Consider the following 21,772-nt stretch of genomic DNA (forward strand, 5'->3'; position numbering starts at 1 on the left):
TCTTACCTCTTGCGTAGTACGTAAACTCGCCACATGGCATAGAGCGGAATAAAGTCCAGTTGTTCCTGGATCCTGAATCCTGCCTCTTCGAATTCCTTTTCAACCGTAGCGGCCGGTAGCACAAATCGATTCTGGTAACCTTCCTGTCCGCGTTTTTTCTCGGCGCGCTTGCGTTTCCAGGCTTTGAAATTGCCATCTACCCACAACGAAATGATCACACTGTCCCGGGTAACGCGTTCGAACTCACGCAAAATCGTCTGCCGATGCTCGGCCTCGCCGATGTGGTGCAGCAGACGCATGCAGAAAATGCTGTCCACGGAGTTGTCAGGCAACGCAATGTCGAACGCCGAAGTGTGCAAGGGTTGTACCCGTTTCACCACATCCGCCGGTTGGGCCTGCATCGCCGTCTTGATCATCGACTCGGAATTGTCTGCCCCGATGATCACCCGATTGGGCTTTTCTGCCAGCAATGGCCAGAAACGCCCGGCACCGCACGGCAGATCCAGCACCAGCCCCGGCTCACCGACCAGGGTCAGTGCCTTGCGAGCCAACTGCTGATCTCGCCAGTTGGACAAACGACGCCCCAGACCATCCTGATGCTTGCGCAGGTATTTCTGCGCGTGGTTGTCGTCGTACTTTTCGGAAAAATCGAGTTTGATCGGGCCGGCCATCGTCGGGACTCCTGAATGCTGATAGCTCCACCTTAGGCACGGGAGTGTCAGCGTCAGGTCATCCCTTTGTGAAAAAAACGTCGCGTAAACCCCCGAACTATTTCAAGGTTATACAGGATTCGTTCAGGTTGGCAGCTTTTTTGTGCCATTTGGGAGGGGTTCTTGTTTGCCCAGATCTACCTCGAAACGGCAGCCATTGGGCTCCATCGTACTCAATGTGACACTCCAGCCCTGGTTCTCGCAGATGCGCTGCACCAATGACAGACCGAGCCCCAGACCCTCTCCACGCTTTTCGCTGCCCCGTACGAAGGGCTGGAACATCGCCTCGCGTTTCTCCTCGGGAATGCCCACGCCCGAGTCTTCGACCACAAAGCCGTTGTCATTGAGCGTCAGCCGAATGAAGCCATGCTCGGTGTAGTGCAACGCATTACGCAGCAGGTTGCCCATCACGGCATTGAGCAGGGTGGCGTTGTAGCGGGTATCCGGCGGGTTGCCCGGTTCGAAAATCAGATTAAGGCCCTTGGTCTCGATCGGCTCGCGCCACAGGCCCAACAGATTGTCCGCCACCTGGCCGAGACTGTGCTGGGGCGCCGCCCCCGCATCTTCGCGCTGGGCACGGGCCAGCATCAGGAAAGTCTGCACCAGTTCGCGCATTTCTTCGCTGGCACGGGCGATGCGTTCGACCTGGGCGCGGCCGCGCTGATCGATGCCCGGGTTTTCCAGCAGCAGCTCACAGGAACTGGCCAGCACCATCAGCGGTGTACGCAATTCATGGCTGACGTCACTGGTGAACAGCCGCTCACGCGTCAGCGCCTGACGCAAACGCCCCAGCGTCGCATCGAATGCCACCGCCAGTTCACCCACTTCATCGGCGGCGTAGTCCGGCGCCAGCGGCGGTGCGAGTCCCAGCAACTGATCGCGATGACGCACCTGACGCGCCAGCCGGACCACCGGCGCCATCACCTTGCGTGCCAGCACCCAGCCGAGGAAAACCGCCAGCGCCAGGCTGAGCACGAAGCCCACCAGCACCACGGCAAACAGTACGCGCTCACGCTCTTCGAAATCGCTTTGATCCTGCAGCAGCACATAGCGCCGGCCGTCGACGATTTCGACCATCGCGTGATACGACAGCTGCTCGCGGAAGACTTCGTGGAACCCGGAATCCAGATGTCGCAGATCCTTGGGCAGCTCGAAGTCACCCGGGCCGCCGCTGAAATAGAACAGTTGATCCGGCTCCGGCCGATGGCTCCAGTCCGAGACGTTGTCCATCAACAACAGGCGCTGCAAGTCGCCGCCCAGTCCTGCGGAAATCAGTTTTTCTTCCACCAGGTGCACGGTCGCGACGATGCCCATGGCGAAGGCCCCTGCCACCAGTGCGCTCATCAGCGCAAAGGCGATGATGATCCGCTGGGCAAGGCTTTGCTTAAACTCCATCGCGGCCCTCGGCCAAGCGATAACCCACGCCGTGCACGGTGTGCAGCAGTGGTTTGGCGAACGGCTTGTCGATCACCTGACGCAATTGGTGGACGTGGCTGCGCAGGCTGTCGCTGTCCGGACAGTCATCGCCCCACAGGGCTTCTTCGAGAATTTCCCGACGCAGTACATGCGGGCTCTTCTGCATCAGCACCGCGAGCAGCTTGAGGCCGACCGGGTTGAGCTTGAGCAGCTTGCCTTCGCGGGTCACTTCGAGTGTGTCGAGGTCGTAGCTCAGATCACCGACCTGCAGGGAACGGCGACCGCCGCCCTGGGTCCGGCGCATCACGGCTTCGACCCGCGCGGCCAGTTCCGACAACGCAAAGGGTTTGACCAGGTAATCGTCAGCCCCGGACTTGAAGCCCTGCAGGCGATCGTCGAGTTGGTCGCGGGCGGTGAGCATGATCACCGGCGTGTCGCGGCGCGCATCTTCGCGCAGGCGTTTGCACAGGGTATAGCCGTCGATGCCGGGCAACATGATGTCGAGCACGATCAGGTCATAGTGCTCGGTAGCCGCCAGATGCAGGCCCGACAGACCGTCCTGGGCGCAATCGACGGTATAGCCCTTCAGGCCCAGGTAATCGGCCAGGTTGGCCAGGATATCGCGGTTGTCTTCGACCAATAGAATTCGCATGGGCACCTCTTCCGTACACAGTAACGGCCGTCATGGCCCGCGCAGCTTACGGCCAACTTCGGCTCAGGGCTAGGGTTGCAGCCCCGACAGATCGATTTGCTCAACCAACATAAATCTTTAACAAAGTTTTCACTATCGGTTCACAACCTCATTACAGTGGCTTCGCGAAACTCCCGCGCCATTGATAAAAGGAAAAGAAAACAATGGGTTTCTTCAAGACAGCGCCTATGCGCTATCTGCTGCTGGTCACCGGTGCCTGGCTGGTCGTGTTTCTCCTCACCCGTATCGTACTGCTGCTGACTCATCTGGATGAGGCCGGTGGCGGTGCGCTGTCCGTGTTCGGTGTCGGTCTGGTCTACGACCTGGGCTTCCTCGCCTATGCCGCTTTGCCGATGGGTCTGTATCTGCTGCTGTGCCCGCCGGCCTTGTGGCGCCGTCGCGGTCACCGCTGGTTCCTGCAGGGACTGCTGACCGTCAGCCTGTACGCCATGCTGTTCACGGCGGTGGCCGAATGGCTGTTCTGGGATGAGTTCGGGGTGCGCTTCAACTTCATCGCCGTCGACTACCTGGTGTACTCCGACGAAGTGCTGAACAACGTGCTGGAGTCATATCCGATCGGCAAGTTGCTGAGCATCCTTGCGGTCCTGGCCGTGGGGCTGAGTCTTGTCTTGCGCAAGGCATTCAATGCAGCGCTCAACGCTCCGCTACCGCCACTGCGCAGTCGGCTGCTGAATGCCTTGGCGCTGTTGGTGGTGGCGGGCCTGAGCCTGCAACTGGTCAGTCAGGACGCACCGCGTGCCCAGGGCGGCAACGCCTATCAGAATGAACTGGCGAGCAATGGCCCGTATCAGTTCTTCGCCGCGTTCCGTAACAACGAACTGGACTACAGCCAGTTCTACAAGAGCCTGCCAGCGGACAAGGTTGCCGGTCAGATTCGTGCCGAACTGAACGAACCCAATGCCCGTTTCGTCGGCCAGGATCCGCAGGACATCCGTCGCAATATCGATAACCCCGGCGTCACCCGCAAGCCGAACATCGTGCTGGTGACCATCGAAAGCCTGAGCGCCAAATACCTGGGCAGCAATGGTGATGGCCGCAACCTGACGCCGAACCTCGACGCGTTGCGCAAGCAGAGCCTGTACTTCAACAATTTCTACGCCACCGGCACTCGCACAGACCGTGGACTGGAAGCCATCACCCTGGCCATTCCACCGACGCCGGGCCGTTCGATCGTCAAGCGCATCGGTCGCGAAAGCGGTTTCGCCAGCCTCGGCCAGCAATTGAGCGCTGTCGGCTATGACAGCGTGTTCGTGTACGGCGGGCGTGGCTACTTCGACAACATGAACGCGTTCTTCAGTGGCAACGGTTATCGCGTTGTCGATCAGAGCAGCGTCGATGAGTCTGAGATTCACTTCAAGAACGCCTGGGGCATGGCTGACGAGGATCTGTACAAACAGACCCTGAAGCTGGCGGACGCCGACTACGCCAAGCAGCAGCCTTTCCTGTTGCAGCTGATGACCACCTCCAACCATCGTCCGTACACCTATCCGGATAACCGGATCGACATCAAGTCCGGCAACGGTCGTGATGGTGCGGTGAAGTACACCGACTACGCCATCGGCCAGTTCCTGGCGCAGGCGCGTGAGAAGCCGTGGTTCGACAACACGATCTTCATCTTTGTCGCCGACCACACGGCCGGCAGCGCGGGCAAGGAAGACCTGCCGATCACCAACTACCAGATCCCGCTGTTCATCTATGCACCGAAGATGATCGAAGCACGGGAAAACGCGCAACTGGCCAGCCAGATCGACCTCGCGCCGACCCTGCTGGGGTTGCTGAACCTGGATTACCAATCGACCTTCTTCGGTCGCAATCTGCTGCAGGACAACCCGCTGCCACCTCGGGTCGTGGTGGGCAACTATCAGCATCTGGGGCTGTTCGACGGCAAGGATCTGGCGATCCTCAGCCCACGCCAGGGCCTGCGCCGGCACGACGACGCACTGACCGAAAGCCGCGAGTCCCGGGTCAACAGCGACGACCCGCTGGTGAGCCGCGCCATCACGTATTACCAAACCGCCAGTTATGGCTTCAAGCAACAGCTGCTTGGCTGGAAAGCGCCCAAGGAGGGTGCCGCGCAAGTCAGCGATCGTTAATCGAAGCGCCCCGGGCTGATGCCCCGGGGCGTTTTCCCGTTCTGGATCCCTCATGTCATCAAGCGTTGTACGCCCTGCCCCTCGCCCGCTGAACTTTTGGCTGTGTCTGGGGATACCCGCCGTCGCGGCCGCCATTCTGGTCTTGCTCGAACTGACCGATCTGGACATGAACCTGGCCCGGATGTTTTACGACCCCGCCGCCGGCGACTTCATCGGGCGCCACAGTTACTTCCTGGAAAACATCCTTCACGACCGCGCCAAACAGGTGGTGATCGCGTTTTCGGTGTTTTCCGTCATTGGTTTCATCGCGGCGTTCTTCATCGCGCGGCTCAAGCCCTTCAAGCGTGAGCTGGGTTGCCTGGTGCTGTCGCTGGGCCTGGCGACGTCATTCGTGACACCAATGAAAGCCGTGACTGCCGTGCAGTGCCCGTGGAGCCTTGAGCAGTTCGGCGGCCATGAAACCTACAGCAAACTGCTGGATCACCGCCCGCCGACCGACAAGCCCGGACGCTGCTGGCCCGGTGGCCATGCCGCAACGGGTTTCACCTTGTTTGCGCTGTTCTTCGTGCTGCGTGACCGTCGCCCGCGACTGGCGCGGCAGGCATTCATCTTTGCCTTTGCGCTGGGCTCGGTGTTCTCGATCAGCCGGATGATGCAGGGCGCGCACTTCTTTTCGCACAACGTGTGGACGGCGATTTTCTGCTGGTTGATCTGCCTGGGGTCGTATTACTGGGTGCTCTATCGCCCGACCGTCAAAGCGGAAGCGGTCACGCAGGCACAACCGGCAAACGCCTGAGTACTTGAAGCTCTGCCTATAAAATCAGGGCAATAAAAAACCCCGCCTGCTCATCGCAGGCGGGGTTTTTCGTTTCGGGGTAAGGCTGGCTTACATCATGCCGCCCATGCCACCCATGCCGCCCATGTCTGGCATACCGCCGCCAGCAGCACCGTCTTTCTTCGGTGCGTCAGCAACAGCAGCTTCGGTGGTCAGGATCAGACCGCCGATCGACGATGCAGCTTGCAGAGCGGAACGGGTTACCTTGGTTGGGTCCAGGATGCCCATTTCGATCATGTCGCCGTATTCGCCAGTCGCAGCGTTGTAACCGAAGTTACCTTTGCCGTTCTTGACTTCGTTGACCACAACGCTTGGCTCGTCGCCGCTGTTGGCAGCGATCTGACGCAGCGGTGCTTCAACGGCACGACGCAGAACAGCGATACCTACGTCCTGGTCGGCGTTGTCGCCTTTCAGGTTGATGATCGCGTTCAGAGCGCGGATCAGCGCAACGCCACCGCCAGGTACCACGCCTTCTTCAACGGCTGCGCGGGTTGCGTGCAGGGCGTCTTCAACGCGGGCTTTCTTCTCTTTCATTTCTACTTCGGAACCGGCGCCAACCTTGATCACTGCAACGCCGCCGGACAGCTTGGCCAGACGCTCTTGCAGTTTTTCACGGTCGTAGTCCGAGGAAGTCTCGGCAACCTGGGCACGGATCTGAGCGATACGCGCCTGGATGTCGCCTTCATTGCCAGCACCGTCAACGATGATGGTGTTTTCCTTGGACAGGGTCACGCGCTTGGCGCTACCCAGGTGTTCCAGGGTGGTGCTTTCCAGGCTCAGGCCGATCTCTTCGGAGATAACGGTACCGCCGGTCAGAACGGCGATGTCCTGCAGCATGGCCTTGCGACGGTCGCCGAAGCCTGGAGCCTTGACGGCTGCGACTTTAACGATGCCACGCATGTTGTTCACTACCAGAGTCGCCAGGGCTTCGCCTTCAACGTCTTCGGCAACGATCAGCAGTGGACGGCCGGCTTTGGCAACGGCTTCCAGTACTGGCAGCATTTCGCGGATGTTCGAGATCTTCTTGTCGACCAGCAGGATCAGCGCGCCTTCCAGCTCGGCAACCATGGTCTCTGGCTTGTTGACGAAGTATGGGGACAGGTAGCCACGGTCGAACTGCATGCCTTCTACAACCGACAGTTCGTTTTCCAGGCCCGAGCCTTCTTCAACGGTGATCACGCCTTCTTTACCGACTTTTTCCATGGCTTCGGCAATGATGTCGCCGATGGAGTTGTCGGAGTTGGCGGAGATGGTGCCAACCTGAGCGATCGCTTTAGTGTCGGTGCATGGTGCGGACAGCTTTTTCAGCTCGGCAACGACAGCGATGGTCGCTTTGTCGATACCGCGCTTCAGGTCCATCGGGTTCATGCCGGCAGCGACGGCTTTCAGGCCTTCGTTGACGATCGACTGAGCCAGAACGGTAGCGGTGGTAGTACCGTCACCAGCGTCATCGTTGGCACGGGAGGCAACGTCTTTGACCAGCTGCGCGCCCATGTTTTCGAAACGGTCTTCGAGTTCGATTTCCTTGGCGACGGAAACGCCGTCCTTGGTGATGGTCGGAGCGCCGAAGCTCTTCTCGAGGATCACGTTACGGCCTTTCGGGCCCAGGGTCGCTTTTACCGCGTCAGCCAGGACGTTTACGCCAACCAGCATTTTCTTGCGGGCGGAATCGCCGAATTTAACTTCTTTAGCAGCCATGATCGATATTCCTTAAATACTTTGTAGTAGCGGGAAAATGAACGGGGGTCATCAGCCTTCGATAACAGCGAGGATTTCGTTCTCGCTCATTACCAGCAGGTCTTCGCCGTCGACTTTCACAGTGTTGCTGCCGGAGTAAGGACCGAACACAACCTTGTCGCCTTCCTTAACGGACAGTGCGCGCACTTCGCCGTTTTCCAGAGCTTTGCCCGGGCCTACAGCGAGAATCACACCGTGGTTGGCTTTTTCAGCAGCCGAACCTGGCAGGACGATACCGCCAGCGGTTTTCTTTTCTTCTTCGCTGCGACGGATAACGACGCGGTCATGCAGAGGACGAAGCTTCATTGTCGATCTCTCCTAATTGTGGTTTTCATCGGCCGGTGTAGTCCCGGCGGGTTTAACGAATCCGGCCTGCGCCGGTTGCGGTTCGTCGAGCGAACCGCGGAAGTCTGTCCGACTCAAATGTCGGAAACCTTTCGGTGACCGATACATAAGGGCGCATAAGCTTATTACAAGGGCGGGGCTAAAAAAATTTCACTGCAGGTTTGATGAATCTGCCCCGCAAACGAACACGGCACCCGAAGGTGCCGTGTCGATGCAGAAGTTACTGGGTGTCGCGGTGTTCGAACTCGCCTTCGATCACATCGCCTTCGCGCCCCAGAGGCTGGCGCGGTGCGGGACCGCCGCGAGGTTGCAGGTCATCGGCGAACGCGCGCTGACGCATGGCCTGTTCTTCGGCGCGCTGGCGCATTTTGTTGGCGACCAGACGACGGCTGAATGGCAGCAACAGCACCAGACCGACCACGTCGCTGATGAAACCCGGCAGGATCAGCAGGCCACCGGCCAGGGCCAGCATCAGGCCTTCGAGCATGGTTTGCGCGGGCAGTTCGCCGCGGTTCAGGCTTTCACGGGCACGCAGGGCGGTTGCCAGTCCGGCGACGCGCAGCACGAACACGCCGAACATCGAGCCGAGAATGATCAGCAGCAGGGCCGGGAAAAATCCGATCGATCCTGCCACTTTGACGAATACGAACAGCTCCAACACCGGGAACAGCAGAAAGAGCAACAAAAAAGGGCGCATCAAAGTTTCCTCAACGCAAGAAATGCCTTGCAGTAAGCCTTAGATGACGTCGCCCTTTCGTGAATTCAAGCGTCGGCCACCGCATTTTTTGGCCAGACCTCGGCGTGAGCCAGAGAAACCAAGGCTTCGCGCACTTGTATCGGCGTATGACAAGGCGCTTGAAACGGCAGCCAGTACAGCGCCTGACCGATGCGCAGGTGCATGCCTTCGGTGTCGATCCCGGCCATTTGCGCCGGGACGGTTTTCGGCAGCCCGGCGAGGTCGACGTAATGCGCGATGGCCTTGGCGTGGTCGCTGTTCATGTGCTCGACCATGCTGATTTCGGCCTTGCCGGCGAACGGGTTGGCCAGGGTCAGGTGATCGACCCAGTGGATCGCGCCGAAACCGCCGATGTAGCGATGACGTACCGGAGTGAGCACCCAGAAGTCGAAATCGTGGGCCTTGTGGTAATTCTGCGAGTCGGGGAAATAGCGGTAGTAGCGCTCGGCGGCGGCTTCGATGGCAGCCGCATCTTCGAGCTTTTGAGCCTCGGCCAGATAGGTCAGGCGACCGACGGCTTGCACGTCATCGGCCTCGCGCTCGCCCACCAGCAGCGAACACTTCGGATCTTTCTGCAGGTTGTGGGTGTGCTGGGCGATGCGGCTGATCAGGATCAGCGGCCGGCCCTGTTCGTCCAGGCAGTAGGGAACCACGGAGCCGAACGGAAAACCGGGCATCGATTTGGAGTGGGTCGACAGCACGCCACGGTATTCCTTGAGAAGCAATTCTCGGGCATTCTTAGCCGCTTCAACGCTCAATTTATGACTCCTTAAATAGAATCCGTCGAAAAAACGGACGGGCGACACGGATAAGTATCAGTCGCCACAGGGGCAGTTCTCATGTGCAGCCGGGCTTTGTCAGGCGCAGATCGAGAGGCTCTCTAAAGGACACCACTCTGACCTGCTCTCGGGGACATGCGAATGCAACTCAACGACAAAGTAATCATTATCACTGGCGGTTGCCAAGGCCTGGGCCGCTCGATGGCCGAGTATTTCGCCGGCAAGGGCGCGAAGCTGGCACTGGTCGACCTGAACCAGGAAAAACTCGATGACGCCGTCGCGGCCTGCAAGGCCAAGGGCGTCGAGGCGCGCAGCTATCTGTGCAACGTCGCCAATGAAGAGCAAGTGACGCACATGGTTGCCCAGGTCGCCGAGGACTTCGGCGCGATTCACGGCTTGATCAACAACGCCGGGATCCTGCGCGACGGCCTGCTGCTCAAGGTCAAGGACGGCGAAATGACCAAGATGAGCCTGGCCCAATGGCAGGCGGTGATCGACGTCAACCTGACCGGCGTGTTCCTCTGCACCCGTGAAGTGGCGGCGAAAATGGTCGAGCTGAAGAACAGTGGCGCGATCATCAACATCTCGTCGATCTCCCGCGCGGGCAACGTCGGCCAGACCAACTACTCCGCCGCCAAGGCCGGTGTGGCGGCAGCGACCGTGACCTGGGCCAAGGAGCTGGCGCGCTACGGCATTCGCGTGGCCGGCATCGCGCCGGGCTTCATCGAAACCGAGATGACCCTGGGCATGAAACCGGAAGCGCTGGAGAAAATGACTTCGGGCATTCCGCTCAAGCGCATGGGCAAGCCGGAAGAGATCGCCCATTCGGCGGCGTACATCTTCGAGAACGACTACTACACCGGTCGGATTCTGGAGATGGACGGCGGGCTGCGCATCTGACCGCTGTCGCGCAATGAAAAACGCCCCGGTGCTTAAGCACCGGGGCGTTTTTGTTTAAACCACAGGCATCAATCGTCGCTGATGGTGATGTTCGGCATCGCCGGCGATGCCGCTTCCTGCAACACGATCCGCGCGCCGACGTGGCGGGCCAGTTCCTGATAGACCATGGCGATCTGGCTGTCCGGCTCGGAAATCACCGTCGGCTTGCCGCCATCGGCCTGTTCGCGGATCAGCATCGACAATGGCAGCGAAGCCAGCAGCTCGACGCCGAACTGGGTCGCCAGCTTCTCGCCACCGCCCTCACCGAACAGATGCTCGGCGTGTCCGCAGTTCGAGCAGATGTGCACGGCCATGTTTTCCACCACGCCCAGCACCGGAATGTTGACCTTGCGGAACATCTCCACGCCCTTGCGTGCGTCGAGCAGCGCCAGATCCTGCGGCGTGGTGACGATCACGGCGCCAGCCACCGGGACTTTCTGCGCCAGGGTCAGCTGGATGTCGCCGGTGCCTGGCGGCATGTCGATCACCAGATAATCCAGGTCGCCCCAGGCGGTTTGCGTCACCAGTTGCAGCAGCGCGCCGGAGACCATCGGCCCGCGCCAGACCATCGGTGTGTTGTCATCGGTCAGGAAGGCCATCGACATGACTTCCACACCATGGGCCTGCAGCGGCACGAACCACTTCTGATCCTTGACCTGCGGACGGGTGCCCTCGGGAATGCCGAACATGATGCCCTGGCTCGGGCCGTAGATATCGGCGTCGAGAATCCCGACTTTCGCGCCTTCACGGGCCAGTGCAAGTGCCAGGTTGGCGGCGGTGGTGGATTTGCCCACGCCGCCCTTGCCGGACGCCACGGCGACCACGTTCTTGACGTTGGCCAGCCCCGGGATCTGCGCCTGGGCCTTGTGCGCGGCGATCACGCTGTTGACCTCGACCTTGGCCGACACTACGCCGTCGAGGTTTTCGATGGCCAGTTGCAGCAATTGCGCCCAGCCGCTCTTGAACAGACCGGCGGCATAACCGATTTCCAGCTGCACGCTGACGCGATCACCGGTGATTTCGATGTTGCGCACGCAACCGGCGCTGACCGGATCCTGGTTCAGGTAAGGGTCGGTGTATTGGCTGAGGACGGCTTCCACCGCTGCGCGAGTGACGGCGCTCATGGGCAACTCCGATAACAAGACTGGGAAAAGATGGCGGGTATCCTACCCCTTCTGTCCTCCGGACGGCATGCCCGGCAACGATTTGCAGGGGTGAAATATCTTTCCCGGCGCTTTATAGTGGCCGACCTCCGTTTCATCAAGTAGCGAAGCCCCACATGTCCGAACCACGCAAGATTCTCGTCACCAGCGCCCTGCCCTACGCCAACGGTTCGATTCACCTTGGCCATATGCTGGAATACATCCAGACCGATATGTGGGTGCGCTTCCAGAAGCATCGCGGCAATCAGTGCATTTATGTCTGCGCCGACGACGCCCACGGTTCGGCAATCATGCTGCGCGCGGAAAAGGAAGGCATCACCCCGGAACAACTGATCGCCAATGTCCAGGCTGAACACAGCGCCGACTTTGCCGAGTTCCTGGTGGACTTCGACAACTTCCACTCCACTCACGCCGAAGAAAACCGTGAGCTGTCGAGCCAGATCTACCTGAAGCTGCGTGACGCCGGGCACATCGCCCAACGTTCGATCACCCAGTATTTCGACCCGGAAAAGAAAATGTTCCTGGCCGACCGCTTCATCAAGGGCACCTGCCCGAAATGCGGCACCGAGGACCAGTACGGCGACAACTGCGAAAAATGCGGTGCGACCTACGCGCCGACCGACCTGAAGGATCCGAAGTCGGCAATCTCCGGCGCCACCCCGGTGCTCAAGGATTCCCAGCACTTCTTCTTCAAGCTGCCGGACTTCCAGCAGATGCTGCAGACCTGGACCCGCAGCGGCACCCTGCAGGACGCCGTGGCCAACAAGATCGCCGAATGGCTGGACGCCGGCCTGCAACAGTGGGACATCTCCCGCGATGCGCCGTACTTCGGTTTCGAGATCCCGGGCGAACCAGGCAAGTATTTCTACGTGTGGCTGGACGCGCCGATCGGCTACATGGCCAGCTTCAAGAACCTGTGCAACCGCACGCCGGAGCTGGACTTCGACGCGTTCTGGGGCAAGGACTCCACCGCCGAGCTGTACCACTTCATCGGCAAGGACATCGTCAACTTCCACGCCCTGTTCTGGCCGGCGATGCTTGAAGGCGCGGGTTTCCGCAAGCCGACCGGGATCAACGTGCACGGCTACCTGACCGTCAACGGCCAGAAGATGTCCAAGTCCCGCGGCACCTTCATCAAGGCCCGGACCTACCTGGATCACCTGTCGCCGGAATACCTGCGCTACTACTACGCGGCCAAACTGGGCCGTGGCGTGGACGATCTCGACCTGAACCTCGAAGACTTCGTGCAGAAGGTCAACTCCGACCTGGTCGGCAAAGTGGTCAACATCGCCAGCCGTTGCGCCGGTTTCATCCAGAAGGGCAACGCCGGCCTGCTGGTCGACACCAACGCCGCGCCGGAACTGACCGACGCGTTCCTGGCCGCTGCGCCGAGCATCGCCGACGCCTATGAAGCCCGCGACTTCGCCCGTGCCATGCGCGAAACCATGGCTTTGGCCGACCGCGCCAACGCGTGGATCGCCGACAAGGCACCGTGGTCGCTGAACAAGCAGGAAGGCAAGCAGGATGAAGTCCAGGCGGTCTGCGCCACCGCGATCAACCTGTTCCGCCAGTTGGTGATCTTCCTCAAGCCGGTGCTGCCGTTGCTGGCTGCCGATGCCGAGGCGTTCCTCAATGTCGCCCCGCTGACCTGGAACGACCACACCACCCTGCTGGCCAACCACCAGTTGAACGAATTCAAACCGTTGATGACCCGCATCGACCCGGTAAAAGTGCAAGCCATGACCGACGCCTCGAAAGAAGACCTGACCGCCAGCCAGACCGACACTGGCGCCGCCGCGCCTGCCGGCAATGGCGAACTGACCAAGGATCCGCTGTCGCCGGAAATCGACTTCGACACCTTCGCCGCCGTCGACCTGCGCGTCGCGCTGATCGTCAAGGCCGAACACGTTGAAGGGGCGGACAAGCTGCTGCGTCTGACCCTCGACATCGGTGACGAACAACGCAACGTGTTCTCGGGGATCAAGAGCGCCTATCCGGATCCGTCGAAACTCGACGGTCGCCTGACCATGATGATCGCCAACCTCAAGCCACGGAAAATGAAGTTCGGCATCTCCGAAGGCATGGTGATGGCGGCCGGCCCTGGCGGTGAAGAAATCTACCTGCTGAGCCCGGACAGCGGCGCCAAGCCAGGTCAGCGCATCAAGTAAGGTTCTGCACTGACCGATCCCACAGGCGTACCCCGTGCGCCTGTGGGATTTTTCATATCTGGCCCACCCGTCATGGCCGCCGGATAATGCCTAATCTTAAGTGACACCCGCCCGCTCTCACCGGCAGAACCATGACCGAACTCGTGCTTACGCTCTTCAGTGCTGCGCTGATCAACAACTTCGTGTTGCACTGGCCGCTGGGCGTCGATCCGCTGCTGGCTGGCGAGCGCCGTCAGGTGCATGCGCTGGGGCTGGCGACGTTGTGTCTGATGCTGATTGTCGGTGTGGCGAGTTACGCGATCTGGCATTGGCTGCTGGTGCCGTTGCAACTGGAATTCCTGCGTCTATTCGTATTCCTGCCGCTGAGCGTCCTGCTGATCACACCGTTGCTGAAGTTGCTGGCGCGCTGGCGACCCGCCCTGCCGTTCGACGGTTTGTGGCCGTTGCTGCTGGGCAATGCCGGTGTGCTGGGGCTGACGCTGATCAACGCGCAAACGGATAAGGGCCTGTTTCATGCGACAGCGCTGAGCCTTGGCGCCGGCCTGGGTTTCTGGCTGGTGTTGAGCCTGTTCAGCGATTTGCGTGAGCGCACGGCCGACAACGATATTCCCCTGCCCTTTCGTGGCCTGCCGATCCAGTTGATCGGCGCCGGATTGATGGCCGTGGCTTTTCTCGGATTCAGTGGACTGATCAAAACATGAGTCTGATTCAACGCATCGATGCCTTGCTGCCACAGACCCAATGCGGCAAATGCGGCCATCCCGGATGCAAACCCTACGCTGAAGGCATCGCCGACGGCGAGCCGATCAACAAATGCCCGCCGGGTGGTGACGAAACCATCGCGGCGCTGGCCGAACTGCTGAAAATCCCGGTGCTGGAGCTGGACATCAGCCGTGGCGCGGCACCGCCGCAAGTGGCGTTCATCCGTGAAGCCGAATGCATCGGCTGCACCAAGTGCATACAGGCCTGCCCGATCGACGCCATCGTCGGCGCGGCGAAACTGATGCACACGGTGATCATCGACGAGTGCACCGGTTGCGATCTGTGCGTGGCGCCTTGCCCCGTCGATTGCATCGAGATGCACCCGCTGCCGCTCGGAACGCTGCCAGTGGTGGGTGGCCTGGCCAACAGCCTCGAAGAACAGCAGGCGCGTACCGCCAAGCGCGATCACGCCCGGCAACGCTTCGAACGGCGTAACGCCCGGCTGCAAAGAGAAGAGCAGCAGAAGCAGGCCGAACGCGAAGCCCGTGCGAAACGTGCGGCGCAGGTTGAAGTCGCAGCCGTTACGCTCGATCCGGTGCAAGCGGCGCTGGAACGGGTACGTGCGCAGAAAGCCGCGACAGCCGACGCCGCGCTGAAGAAGGCCAAGATCGATGTAGCGATGAGCCGCGCTCAATTGCACAAATCGTTGAAAGCCTTCGGTCATCCGCCGACCTTCGAACAACAGTCGCAATTGATCGTATTGCAACAGCAGTTCGAAGCCGCCGAACAGGCCCTGGCGAAACTGGAAAGCAGCGCCTCACCTGCGCCTGTCGTGACAGCCCCATCAAAAGACGCCGATCTGAAACGAGCGAAAATCCAGCTGGCGATGCGCCGTGCCGAGCTGAAAAAGGCGCAGACCGCAGAGGCTCCGCCGGAGCAGATTGCAGCGCTGGAACAAGCGCTGCGTGACGCCGAACAAGCGTTGCACACTGCAGAAGCGGCCAGCGATCAACCGGCCCCCGACCTTGTGCGCGTGGAGAAACGTCCGATCGACAACCAGCTTCGTCAGCTGAAAACCGAACTGGCCTTCGCTCGCGCCGACCTGAACAAACTGCAACGACGTGACGGCACGCCAGCCGAGATCCTCGACAAGGCCCGCACCCGCCTGCAAGAGGCGGAGCGGCAGGTAGAAGCCCATGTCATCCATTGAAACCAGAGACGAACGCCTGCAACAGGCAATGAAGCTGGTTTTGCTGGCGACATTGCCGGGGTTGTTGGCGTTGTTCTGGTTTTACGGATGGGGTGTGTTGATCAACCTGATCCTGTCCGTCGTCACAGCCTTGAGCGTCGAAGCCGCCGTGACTCGTCTGCGCCGGCAGCCGGTGCAAGCCACTCTCACCGATGGCAGCGCAGTGGTCAGCGCCACACTGCTGGCAATCGCCTTGCCGCCTTACTGCCCGTGGTGGCTGACGGTCACGGCGATCGGCTCGGGCCTGCTGTTGGGCAAACACTTGTACGGTGGCGTGGGCAGAAACCCTTTCAATCCGGCCATGCTCGGTTTTGCTTTCGCGATGGTGATGTTCCCGCAGCCGATGACCCATTGGCCGGCCCATGGCATGGATCTGACGACGGCCATTGAACAGGTGTTCAACCTGGGCGTGGCGCCGGACGCCTGGGTTCAGGCCACCGCACTGGACAGCCTGCGCATCAACAAAAGCCTGACCATCGATGAGTTGTTTGCCAGCAACCCGGCATTCGGCCGCTTCGGCGGGCATGGCGTGGAGTGGGTGAACCTGGCATTTCTTGCCGGTGGATTGTTCCTGTTACAGCGCCGGGTGATCGGCTGGCACGCACCGGTCGGTATGCTTGCCAGCCTGTTCGTCATCAGCCTGCTGTGCTGGAACGGTTCGGGGTCCGACGCTCATGGCTCGCCGCTGTTTCATCTGCTGAGTGGCGCGACCATGCTGGGTGCGTTCTTCATCGTCACTGAACCGGTGTCGGGGGCAAAGAGTCCGCTCGCCCGCTTGTTGTTCGGCGTGGGCGTCGGCCTGCTGACCTACCTGACTCGCACCTGGGGCGGCTATCCGGATGGCGTGGCGTTCTCAGTGTTGCTGATGAATCTGTGCGTGCCGGCGCTGGAACGCATTGCAGCCGCTCGTCAGTCGCAGGTGATGCCATGAACCGCACAAGCAGCCTGATCACCCTGGCGCTGCTGGCAACGATTGGTGTCGGCGCGACTTATGTTGTGCAACGCAGCAATGCGCCGCAGATCGCCGCCGAGCAGCGCCAGCTCGAAAGTCGCAAACTGCTGGATGTGCTCTCAGTCGACACCTACGACAATCAGCCTCTGGAACAGCCTCTGGCACTGACCGACACCCACCTGAGCCACAGCGAGTTGCTGGGCGGTTATCGGGCGACCAGGGCCGGTCAACCCGTGGCGGTGCTGCTGCGCAGCCAGACCGAGGGTTATGCGGGTCGCATCGAGTTGCTGATTGCCATCGATGCCAATGGCCGATTGCTCGGCGTGAAAACCCTTGAGCAAACTGAAACGCCGGCGCTGGGCGGGCATCTCGGTGACTGGCCAAATAGCTGGTTGCAGGCGTTTATCGGCAAATCCAGCGGCCAGCCGACCGATGCCGGATGGGCCTTGAAAAAGGATCAGGGGCAATTCGACCAGATCGCTGGCGCAACCATCACATCTCGCGCGGCCATCAACGCCATCCACGATGCCCTGCGTTACTTCGACGACCACCGGACGAGCCTGCTGGGGAGCACGCCATGAACGCATCAGCGACCCTGTCGAACTCAATGATGCTGGTGCTGTTGATCGGCGCCACTGACTCCGTGGCCGGCGCGCTGGCGATCCTGCTGATGTTCACCGTTGTGGTGAGTGCTTACGGTTTGTGCATGACACCACTGCGGACTCGACTGAGCTCCGAGAGCCTGTTGCCGGTCGGTCTGGTGCTGGCCGCAACACTGGCGGGGTGCGCCGATATTCTGCTGCAGCGCGCCGCTATGCAGTGGCAACAACTGAGTAGCCTTTACGCCGGCCTGATCGGTTTGCAGTGCGTCATTCTGGAACACAATGGATACTTTCGATTGCCAGCCCGAGGGCGTCTGACACTGGGTGGCGTGTTTGCCGCCCTGATGACCGTGCTGGCGGTGTTGCGCGAGCTGCTCGGTCAGGGCAGCATCGGCCATCACCTGTCGGATCACTGGCAAGGTTTTATTCTGTTCGGCGACGGCCTGCATTTCGCGACGCTGGCTCCCGGCGCCTTCATACTGCTGGGGCTGGTGCTCGCCGCCCGTCAGGCCTGTTCTCGCCCTGCCGCCCTACCCGAGGAAACGCATCACCCATGAATGCCGCAAAACGTCTGGAGATCTTCCGCAGGCTTCACGAGGAGAATCCCGAACCCAAGACCGAACTCGCCTACTCTTCGCCTTTCGAGTTGTTGATCGCGGTGATTCTGTCCGCACAATCGACTGACGTCGGGGTGAACAAGGCGACGGCGAAACTTTACCCGGTGGCCAACACGCCGGCTGCCATTCATGCCTTGGGCGTCGAAGGTTTGTCCGAGTACATCAAGACCATCGGCCTCTATAACAGCAAGGCCAAAAACGTGATCGAGACCTGTCGCATGCTGGTCGAGTTGCACAATGGCGAAGTCCCACAGACGCGCGAAGCGCTGGAAGCCCTGCCCGGCGTCGGCCGCAAGACCGCCAACGTCGTGCTCAACACCGCGTTCCGTCAATTGACGATGGCGGTGGACACCCACATTTTCCGGGTCAGTAACCGCACCGGTATTGCGCCGGGCAAAAACGTGGTCGAGGTGGAGAACAAACTGATGAAGTTTGTGCCCAAGCAATACCTGCTCGATTCGCATCACTGGCTCATTCTTCACGGGCGCTACGTGTGCCTGGCCCGCAAGCCGCGGTGCGGTAGCTGTCGGATCGAAGACTTGTGCGAATACAAGGACAAAACTTCGGACGATTGAGCGTCTATTAAGTTTATTGATATTGCGATTGAAAAAATCTTTTTTACGATCTGCTGGAATATCGATATAAGGAGCGCCAAAGGCAGCCTTAGCCTGGAGTTAACCTTATGAGCACCAGCAAAGAGCAAGTGGACGTAGAAGACGATTTCGTCGCGGAGTCGGACGACGAACCGGTGGTTGAGGTCGCCAAGACCAACCTGAGCAAACGCCGCACCATCGATAACATGCTTGAGGAACGCCGACTGCAGAAGCAATTGGCCGATTACGACTTTGATCTCTGACATTTGAAAGCCTCCCGCAACGGAGGCTTTTTCGTTTCTGCTGCAAGCTGATGCCGACCTGCCCAGGATCCGTCAGCGACTGAAGCGGTCAGACCAGGCCATTGCGCTGGGCCAGTTCGATCAGATCCACCAGTGAACGCGCATTGAGCTTCAGCAGCAACCGCGTCTTGTAGGTGCTGACGGTCTTGTTGCTGAGAAACATGCCATCGGCGATTTCCTTGTTGGTCTTGCCGCGTGCCAACTGCTGCAACACCATCATCTCGCGCCCGGACAAACGATCGACCATGTCGGCTTCACTGGCATTGCCCAGGCTGGTGCGTACGGTGTGCAACGCCTGATTCGGAAAATAGCTGTACCCGGACAGCACAGCCTTGATAGCGCTGAGCAGTTCGGTCAGATCCTGTTGTTTGCAAACATATCCCGCCGCTCCCGACTGCATGCAGCGCATGGAGAAATGGCCCGGGGCCTGGGACGTCAACACCAGCACCTTCAGAGGCATCGCGCTGGTTGTAAGACGCGCAATGACTTCCAGTCCATCAAGTTTCGGTATACCGATATCCAGAATGACAATATCAGGCATCTGGTCGCGAGCCAGTTGTAATGCATCCACTCCGTTATCCGTTTCTGCAATGACTTCGTAGCCATGACGTTCCATCAGCATACGCACCGCAAGACGAATGACGGGGTGATCATCCACGATCAGCACTTTATTCATGGGCAAGTCCAGTTTCGCTGTTCGAATTTTTAGAACCGGCACAATAACGTAGTCATTTCACCCATGGCATAGCGAAGTTCCCTTGCATTGGCAGCGAGAGACACTTCCTACAGGCAATAAAGATTTCTCCTACAGAAAAGACTCATAAATGTAGCGACAAGTCATCCAGACCAAGTGACCACTTGAAAATTATTTGGCCTGCGACACTCGCTTATCGAGTAACGAACCCTGACAAGAGAAACTCGATACGACAAAAAACCGAAACAACATACTTATATCCAACCGTCCACTTTTAATATAAATACCAGACATCGGGGACAAAAATATCTCCACCCCCTTACAGCAACTTAAACGACCCAACATAAAGAGAAAGACCATACTCATGAGTAAAGAACATGTTAAAGATCAACAAGAAAATCACCAACCCCATCAGTGTCATTGCCATATTCGCGTTCATCTCCGAAACGTCCGCAGCAGTGTCCCTGCCCTTCCTTGACAATGACGAACGGGAAATCTACATCTGGTTTCTGATCAGCTTTCCATTCTATTTACTGTTCCTGTTTTTCATCACCTTGAACTTCAACTACCGATCCCTTTATGCACCTTCGGACTTTGGTGACGACAAGAATTTCCTGAAAGCTTTTGAAGATAACAACGCTGATTTCCCCGGCGAATCGACTGCCCCATCAACTACCGAAATTCAGACTGTAAAACTACCAAAACCGCTGAGTACGCTGTGCATCATTGACATTCGAGGCATGAACACCGAATCAAAAATAAACACACTTCTGGAAAAAGTCCCACAACCCGCCAAGCACTCGCTCAGAATATTCCTCGTTTTAACGGATGATATGTCAGAGATTTTACCGAAAGAAAACATCGCCAAATCGCTCAAACGAGGAAGGAAAGCCATGGGGACGACGTACTGTATTATTTACGACGTTCACTCGCTGAACATCAGTGTATTGGGAAGAGTTTAAATTGAGGCGCGGAGACACGAAGTACATCAATACGATGCGCACAGTACAACAGATGAGTTCGGGATCGCTGATCCACTACGATCAGGTAAACAGAAGGGTTTTGCAGCATAGCGGTCTTGTCAGAACGACAAGACCGCTATTTCACGTCTGGTCCGAAGGACTCAGAACAGCTTGCGGCCTTTGTTGGCAGCAATGCGCATGCGCAGCGCGTTGAGCTTGATGAAGCCCGCCGCGTCGGCCTGGTTGTAGGCGCCGCCGTCTTCTTCGAAGGTCGCGATGTTGGCGTCGAACAGCGAATCGTCGGACTTGCGGCCGGTCACGATCACGTTGCCCTTGTACAGCTTCAGGCGCACGACGCCATTCACGTTGACCTGGGAGGCGTCGATCATCTGTTGCAGCATCAGACGCTCCGGGCTCCACCAGTAACCGGTGTAGATCAGGCTGGCGTACTTCGGCATCAACTCGTCTTTCAAGTGAGCGACTTCGCGGTCCAGGGTGATCGACTCGATGGCGCGGTGAGCGCGCAGCATGATGGTGCCGCCCGGGGTTTCGTAGCAGCCACGGGACTTCATGCCGACATAACGGTTCTCGACGATGTCGAGACGGCCGATGCCGTGTTGGCCACCGATCTTGTTCAGGGTCGCCAGTACGGTGGCCGGAGTCATTTCGACGCCGTCCAGAGCGACGATGTCGCCGTTGCGGTAGGTCAGTTCCAAGTATTGCGGCTTGTCGGGTGCGTTCTCCGGGGAGACGGTCCAGCGCCACATGTCTTCTTCGTGCTCGGTCCAGGTGTCTTCCAGCACGCCGCCCTCATAGGAGATGTGCAGCAGGTTGGCATCCATCGAGTACGGGGATTTCTTCTTGCCGTGGCGCTCGATCGGGATCGCGTGCTTCTCGGCGTAGTCCATCAGCTTCTCGCGGGACAGCAGGTCCCACTCGCGCCAAGGAGCAATCACTTTTACGCCTGGCTTGAGCGCGTAGGCACCCAGTTCGAAACGGACCTGGTCGTTGCCCTTGCCGGTTGCGCCGTGGGAAATGGCGTCGGCGCCGGTTTCGTTGGCGATTTCGATCAGACGCTTGGCGATCAGCGGACGCGCGATGGAAGTACCCAGCAGGTACTCGCCTTCGTAAACGGTGTTGGCACGGAACATCGGGAACACGAAGTCACGCACGAATTCTTCGCGCAGGTCGTCGATGTAGATTTCTTTGACGCCCATGGCCTGAGCCTTGGCGCGAGCCGGTTCGACCTCTTCGCCCTGACCCAGGTCAGCGGTGAAGGTCACGACTTCACAGTTATAAGTATCCTGCAGCCACTTGAGGATCACCGAAGTGTCCAGGCCGCCGGAATACGCCAGAACGACCTTGTTTACGTCCGCCATGCCATCACTCCACGGGGTTCTACGGAAAGCCGAGGAGTCTACCGCTCAAACGCGATAATTTACAGAGGCGCGACAGCTTAAGACGAC

Annotated in this window: 22 protein-coding genes; 12 read left to right on the forward strand and 10 right to left on the reverse strand. The window is 59.3% G+C overall.

All coding sequences use genetic code 11. The features are described from left to right. Positions 1-2 precede the first annotated feature (2 nt). From IF199_RS23900 to colR, 3 genes are all read right to left on the reverse strand, one after another. Positions 3-671, reverse strand: coding sequence for a class I SAM-dependent methyltransferase (locus IF199_RS23900; RefSeq protein ID WP_096818423.1), 669 nt, complete (start codon positions 669-671; stop codon positions 3-5). Between the two features lie 123 nt (positions 672-794). Then, on the reverse strand, positions 795-2,105 hold the full coding sequence (locus IF199_RS23905; RefSeq protein ID WP_096818425.1) for a sensor histidine kinase: 1,311 nt from the start codon (positions 2,103-2,105) through the stop codon (positions 795-797). Next, positions 2,095-2,778, reverse strand: a complete 684-nt coding sequence (gene colR / locus IF199_RS23910) for a two-component system response regulator ColR (protein ID WP_065258608.1) — start codon at positions 2,776-2,778, stop codon at positions 2,095-2,097. Before colR ends, IF199_RS23905 begins: the two co-directional genes overlap by 11 nt. A 203-nt stretch (positions 2,779-2,981) precedes the next feature. Here colR and IF199_RS23915 point away from each other — a divergent pair, with 203 nt between their 5' ends. Both IF199_RS23915 and IF199_RS23920 read left to right on the forward strand, forming a co-directional pair. Next, a complete protein-coding gene (locus tag IF199_RS23915) occupies positions 2,982-4,931 on the forward strand; it encodes an LTA synthase family protein (protein WP_192558869.1) in 1,950 nt (649 codons plus the stop codon). Positions 4,932-4,983: 52 nt separating this feature from the next. After that, positions 4,984-5,727: a phosphatase PAP2 family protein gene (locus tag IF199_RS23920; RefSeq protein ID WP_192558870.1), complete on the forward strand. Its 744-nt coding sequence runs from the start codon at positions 4,984-4,986 to the stop codon at positions 5,725-5,727. 90 nt (positions 5,728-5,817) lie between these two features. On the opposite strand, the gene groL is transcribed toward IF199_RS23920, so the two are convergent. The 4 genes from groL to IF199_RS23940 all read right to left on the reverse strand — a co-directional run bounded on the left by groL (position 5,818) and on the right by IF199_RS23940 (position 9,342). Beyond that, a complete protein-coding gene (groL, locus tag IF199_RS23925; protein ID WP_192558871.1) occupies positions 5,818-7,464 on the reverse strand; it encodes a chaperonin GroEL in 1,647 nt (548 codons plus the stop codon). Positions 7,465-7,515: 51 nt separating this feature from the next. After that, positions 7,516-7,809, reverse strand: coding sequence for a co-chaperone GroES (locus IF199_RS23930; RefSeq protein ID WP_007916610.1), 294 nt, complete (start codon positions 7,807-7,809; stop codon positions 7,516-7,518). Between the two features lie 259 nt (positions 7,810-8,068). After that, positions 8,069-8,545, reverse strand: a complete 477-nt coding sequence (locus tag IF199_RS23935; protein ID WP_096818434.1) for an FxsA family protein — start codon at positions 8,543-8,545, stop codon at positions 8,069-8,071. Positions 8,546-8,610: 65 nt separating this feature from the next. Beyond that, complete coding sequence (locus IF199_RS23940; protein ID WP_096818435.1) at positions 8,611-9,342, reverse strand: HugZ family pyridoxamine 5'-phosphate oxidase; 732 nt, start codon at positions 9,340-9,342, stop codon at positions 8,611-8,613. Between the two features lie 162 nt (positions 9,343-9,504). On the opposite strand from IF199_RS23940, the gene IF199_RS23945 reads away from it, so the two are divergent. Then, positions 9,505-10,263, forward strand: coding sequence for an SDR family oxidoreductase (locus tag IF199_RS23945; protein WP_011335726.1), 759 nt, complete (start codon positions 9,505-9,507; stop codon positions 10,261-10,263). 68 nt (positions 10,264-10,331) lie between these two features. On the opposite strand, the gene apbC is transcribed toward IF199_RS23945, so the two are convergent. Then, the gene (gene apbC, locus IF199_RS23950) at positions 10,332-11,426 is read right to left on the reverse strand and encodes an iron-sulfur cluster carrier protein ApbC (RefSeq protein WP_096818437.1); all 1,095 of its coding nucleotides are present in this window, start codon (positions 11,424-11,426) and stop codon (positions 10,332-10,334) included. A 155-nt stretch (positions 11,427-11,581) separates the two neighbouring features. Between apbC and metG the strand changes: the two genes are divergently transcribed. The 8 genes from metG (at position 11,582) to IF199_RS23990 (ending at position 18,611) form a co-directional block, all read left to right on the forward strand. Further along, positions 11,582-13,633 carry a methionine--tRNA ligase gene (gene metG, locus IF199_RS23955; protein WP_192558872.1) on the forward strand — a complete coding sequence of 684 codons (2,052 nt, stop codon included), beginning with the start codon at positions 11,582-11,584 and terminating at the stop codon, positions 13,631-13,633. A gap of 131 nt (positions 13,634-13,764) precedes the next feature. Continuing rightward, entirely contained in the window at positions 13,765-14,334 is a 570-nt protein-coding gene (locus tag IF199_RS23960) for an electron transport complex protein RnfA (RefSeq protein ID WP_192558873.1), read from the forward strand. Then, the gene (rsxB, locus tag IF199_RS23965; protein WP_192558874.1) at positions 14,331-15,545 is read left to right on the forward strand and encodes an electron transport complex subunit RsxB; all 1,215 of its coding nucleotides are present in this window, start codon (positions 14,331-14,333) and stop codon (positions 15,543-15,545) included. Before IF199_RS23960 ends, rsxB begins: the two co-directional genes overlap by 4 nt. Next, a complete protein-coding gene (locus tag IF199_RS23970) occupies positions 15,532-16,515 on the forward strand; it encodes an RnfABCDGE type electron transport complex subunit D (protein ID WP_192558875.1) in 984 nt (327 codons plus the stop codon). Before rsxB ends, IF199_RS23970 begins: the two co-directional genes overlap by 14 nt. Further along, a complete protein-coding gene (locus IF199_RS23975; protein ID WP_192558876.1) occupies positions 16,512-17,117 on the forward strand; it encodes an RnfABCDGE type electron transport complex subunit G in 606 nt (201 codons plus the stop codon). Before IF199_RS23970 ends, IF199_RS23975 begins: the two co-directional genes overlap by 4 nt. Further along, entirely contained in the window at positions 17,114-17,695 is a 582-nt protein-coding gene (locus tag IF199_RS23980; RefSeq protein WP_192558877.1) for an Rnf-Nqr domain containing protein, read from the forward strand. The genes IF199_RS23975 and IF199_RS23980 overlap by 4 nt, the downstream gene beginning before the upstream one ends. Next, a complete protein-coding gene (gene nth, locus IF199_RS23985; RefSeq protein ID WP_192558878.1) occupies positions 17,692-18,330 on the forward strand; it encodes an endonuclease III in 639 nt (212 codons plus the stop codon). The genes IF199_RS23980 and nth overlap by 4 nt, the downstream gene beginning before the upstream one ends. A gap of 107 nt (positions 18,331-18,437) precedes the next feature. Next, entirely contained in the window at positions 18,438-18,611 is a 174-nt protein-coding gene (locus IF199_RS23990) for a PA3496 family putative envelope integrity protein (RefSeq protein ID WP_096818454.1), read from the forward strand. A gap of 88 nt (positions 18,612-18,699) precedes the next feature. On the opposite strand, the gene IF199_RS23995 is transcribed toward IF199_RS23990, so the two are convergent. Further along, the gene (locus IF199_RS23995) at positions 18,700-19,326 is read right to left on the reverse strand and encodes a response regulator transcription factor (protein ID WP_085730184.1); all 627 of its coding nucleotides are present in this window, start codon (positions 19,324-19,326) and stop codon (positions 18,700-18,702) included. Between the two features lie 395 nt (positions 19,327-19,721). Here IF199_RS23995 and IF199_RS24000 point away from each other — a divergent pair, with 395 nt between their 5' ends. Then, positions 19,722-20,306 (forward strand): hypothetical protein, encoded by a 585-nt coding sequence (locus IF199_RS24000; RefSeq protein ID WP_192558879.1) that lies wholly within the window; start codon positions 19,722-19,724, stop codon positions 20,304-20,306. Positions 20,307-20,467: 161 nt separating this feature from the next. On the opposite strand, the gene IF199_RS24005 is transcribed toward IF199_RS24000, so the two are convergent. Continuing rightward, positions 20,468-21,685 carry an argininosuccinate synthase gene (locus IF199_RS24005; protein WP_096818458.1) on the reverse strand — a complete coding sequence of 406 codons (1,218 nt, stop codon included), beginning with the start codon at positions 21,683-21,685 and terminating at the stop codon, positions 20,468-20,470. Positions 21,686-21,772 lie beyond the last annotated feature (87 nt).

Source organism: Pseudomonas allokribbensis, assembly GCF_014863605.1.
Taxonomy (GTDB): Bacteria; Pseudomonadota; Gammaproteobacteria; order Pseudomonadales; family Pseudomonadaceae; genus Aquipseudomonas; species Aquipseudomonas allokribbensis.

Excerpts from the sequence above, each read along its gene's own strand:
- IF199_RS23900 (WP_096818423.1), bottom strand. The coding sequence starts at position 671 with ATGGCCGGCCCGATCAAACTCGATTTTTCCGAAAAGTACGACGACAAC.
- IF199_RS23905 (WP_096818425.1), bottom strand. The coding sequence starts at position 2,105 with ATGGAGTTTAAGCAAAGCCTTGCCCAGCGGATCATCATCGCCTTTGCG.
- colR (WP_065258608.1), bottom strand. The coding sequence starts at position 2,778 with ATGCGAATTCTATTGGTCGAAGACAACCGCGATATCCTGGCCAACCTG.
- IF199_RS23915 (WP_192558869.1), top strand. The coding sequence starts at position 2,982 with ATGGGTTTCTTCAAGACAGCGCCTATGCGCTATCTGCTGCTGGTCACC.
- IF199_RS23920 (WP_192558870.1), top strand. The coding sequence starts at position 4,984 with ATGTCATCAAGCGTTGTACGCCCTGCCCCTCGCCCGCTGAACTTTTGG.
- groL (WP_192558871.1), bottom strand. The coding sequence starts at position 7,464 with ATGGCTGCTAAAGAAGTTAAATTCGGCGATTCCGCCCGCAAGAAAATG.
- IF199_RS23930 (WP_007916610.1), bottom strand. The coding sequence starts at position 7,809 with ATGAAGCTTCGTCCTCTGCATGACCGCGTCGTTATCCGTCGCAGCGAA.
- IF199_RS23935 (WP_096818434.1), bottom strand. The coding sequence starts at position 8,545 with ATGCGCCCTTTTTTGTTGCTCTTTCTGCTGTTCCCGGTGTTGGAGCTG.
- IF199_RS23945 (WP_011335726.1), top strand. The coding sequence starts at position 9,505 with ATGCAACTCAACGACAAAGTAATCATTATCACTGGCGGTTGCCAAGGC.
- apbC (WP_096818437.1), bottom strand. The coding sequence starts at position 11,426 with ATGAGCGCCGTCACTCGCGCAGCGGTGGAAGCCGTCCTCAGCCAATAC.
- metG (WP_192558872.1), top strand. The coding sequence starts at position 11,582 with ATGTCCGAACCACGCAAGATTCTCGTCACCAGCGCCCTGCCCTACGCC.
- IF199_RS23960 (WP_192558873.1), top strand. The coding sequence starts at position 13,765 with ATGACCGAACTCGTGCTTACGCTCTTCAGTGCTGCGCTGATCAACAAC.
- rsxB (WP_192558874.1), top strand. The coding sequence starts at position 14,331 with ATGAGTCTGATTCAACGCATCGATGCCTTGCTGCCACAGACCCAATGC.
- IF199_RS23970 (WP_192558875.1), top strand. The coding sequence starts at position 15,532 with ATGTCATCCATTGAAACCAGAGACGAACGCCTGCAACAGGCAATGAAG.
- IF199_RS23975 (WP_192558876.1), top strand. The coding sequence starts at position 16,512 with ATGAACCGCACAAGCAGCCTGATCACCCTGGCGCTGCTGGCAACGATT.
- IF199_RS23980 (WP_192558877.1), top strand. The coding sequence starts at position 17,114 with ATGAACGCATCAGCGACCCTGTCGAACTCAATGATGCTGGTGCTGTTG.
- nth (WP_192558878.1), top strand. The coding sequence starts at position 17,692 with ATGAATGCCGCAAAACGTCTGGAGATCTTCCGCAGGCTTCACGAGGAG.
- IF199_RS23990 (WP_096818454.1), top strand. The coding sequence starts at position 18,438 with ATGAGCACCAGCAAAGAGCAAGTGGACGTAGAAGACGATTTCGTCGCG.
- IF199_RS23995 (WP_085730184.1), bottom strand. The coding sequence starts at position 19,326 with ATGAATAAAGTGCTGATCGTGGATGATCACCCCGTCATTCGTCTTGCG.
- IF199_RS24000 (WP_192558879.1), top strand. The coding sequence starts at position 19,722 with ATGTTAAAGATCAACAAGAAAATCACCAACCCCATCAGTGTCATTGCC.
- IF199_RS24005 (WP_096818458.1), bottom strand. The coding sequence starts at position 21,685 with ATGGCGGACGTAAACAAGGTCGTTCTGGCGTATTCCGGCGGCCTGGAC.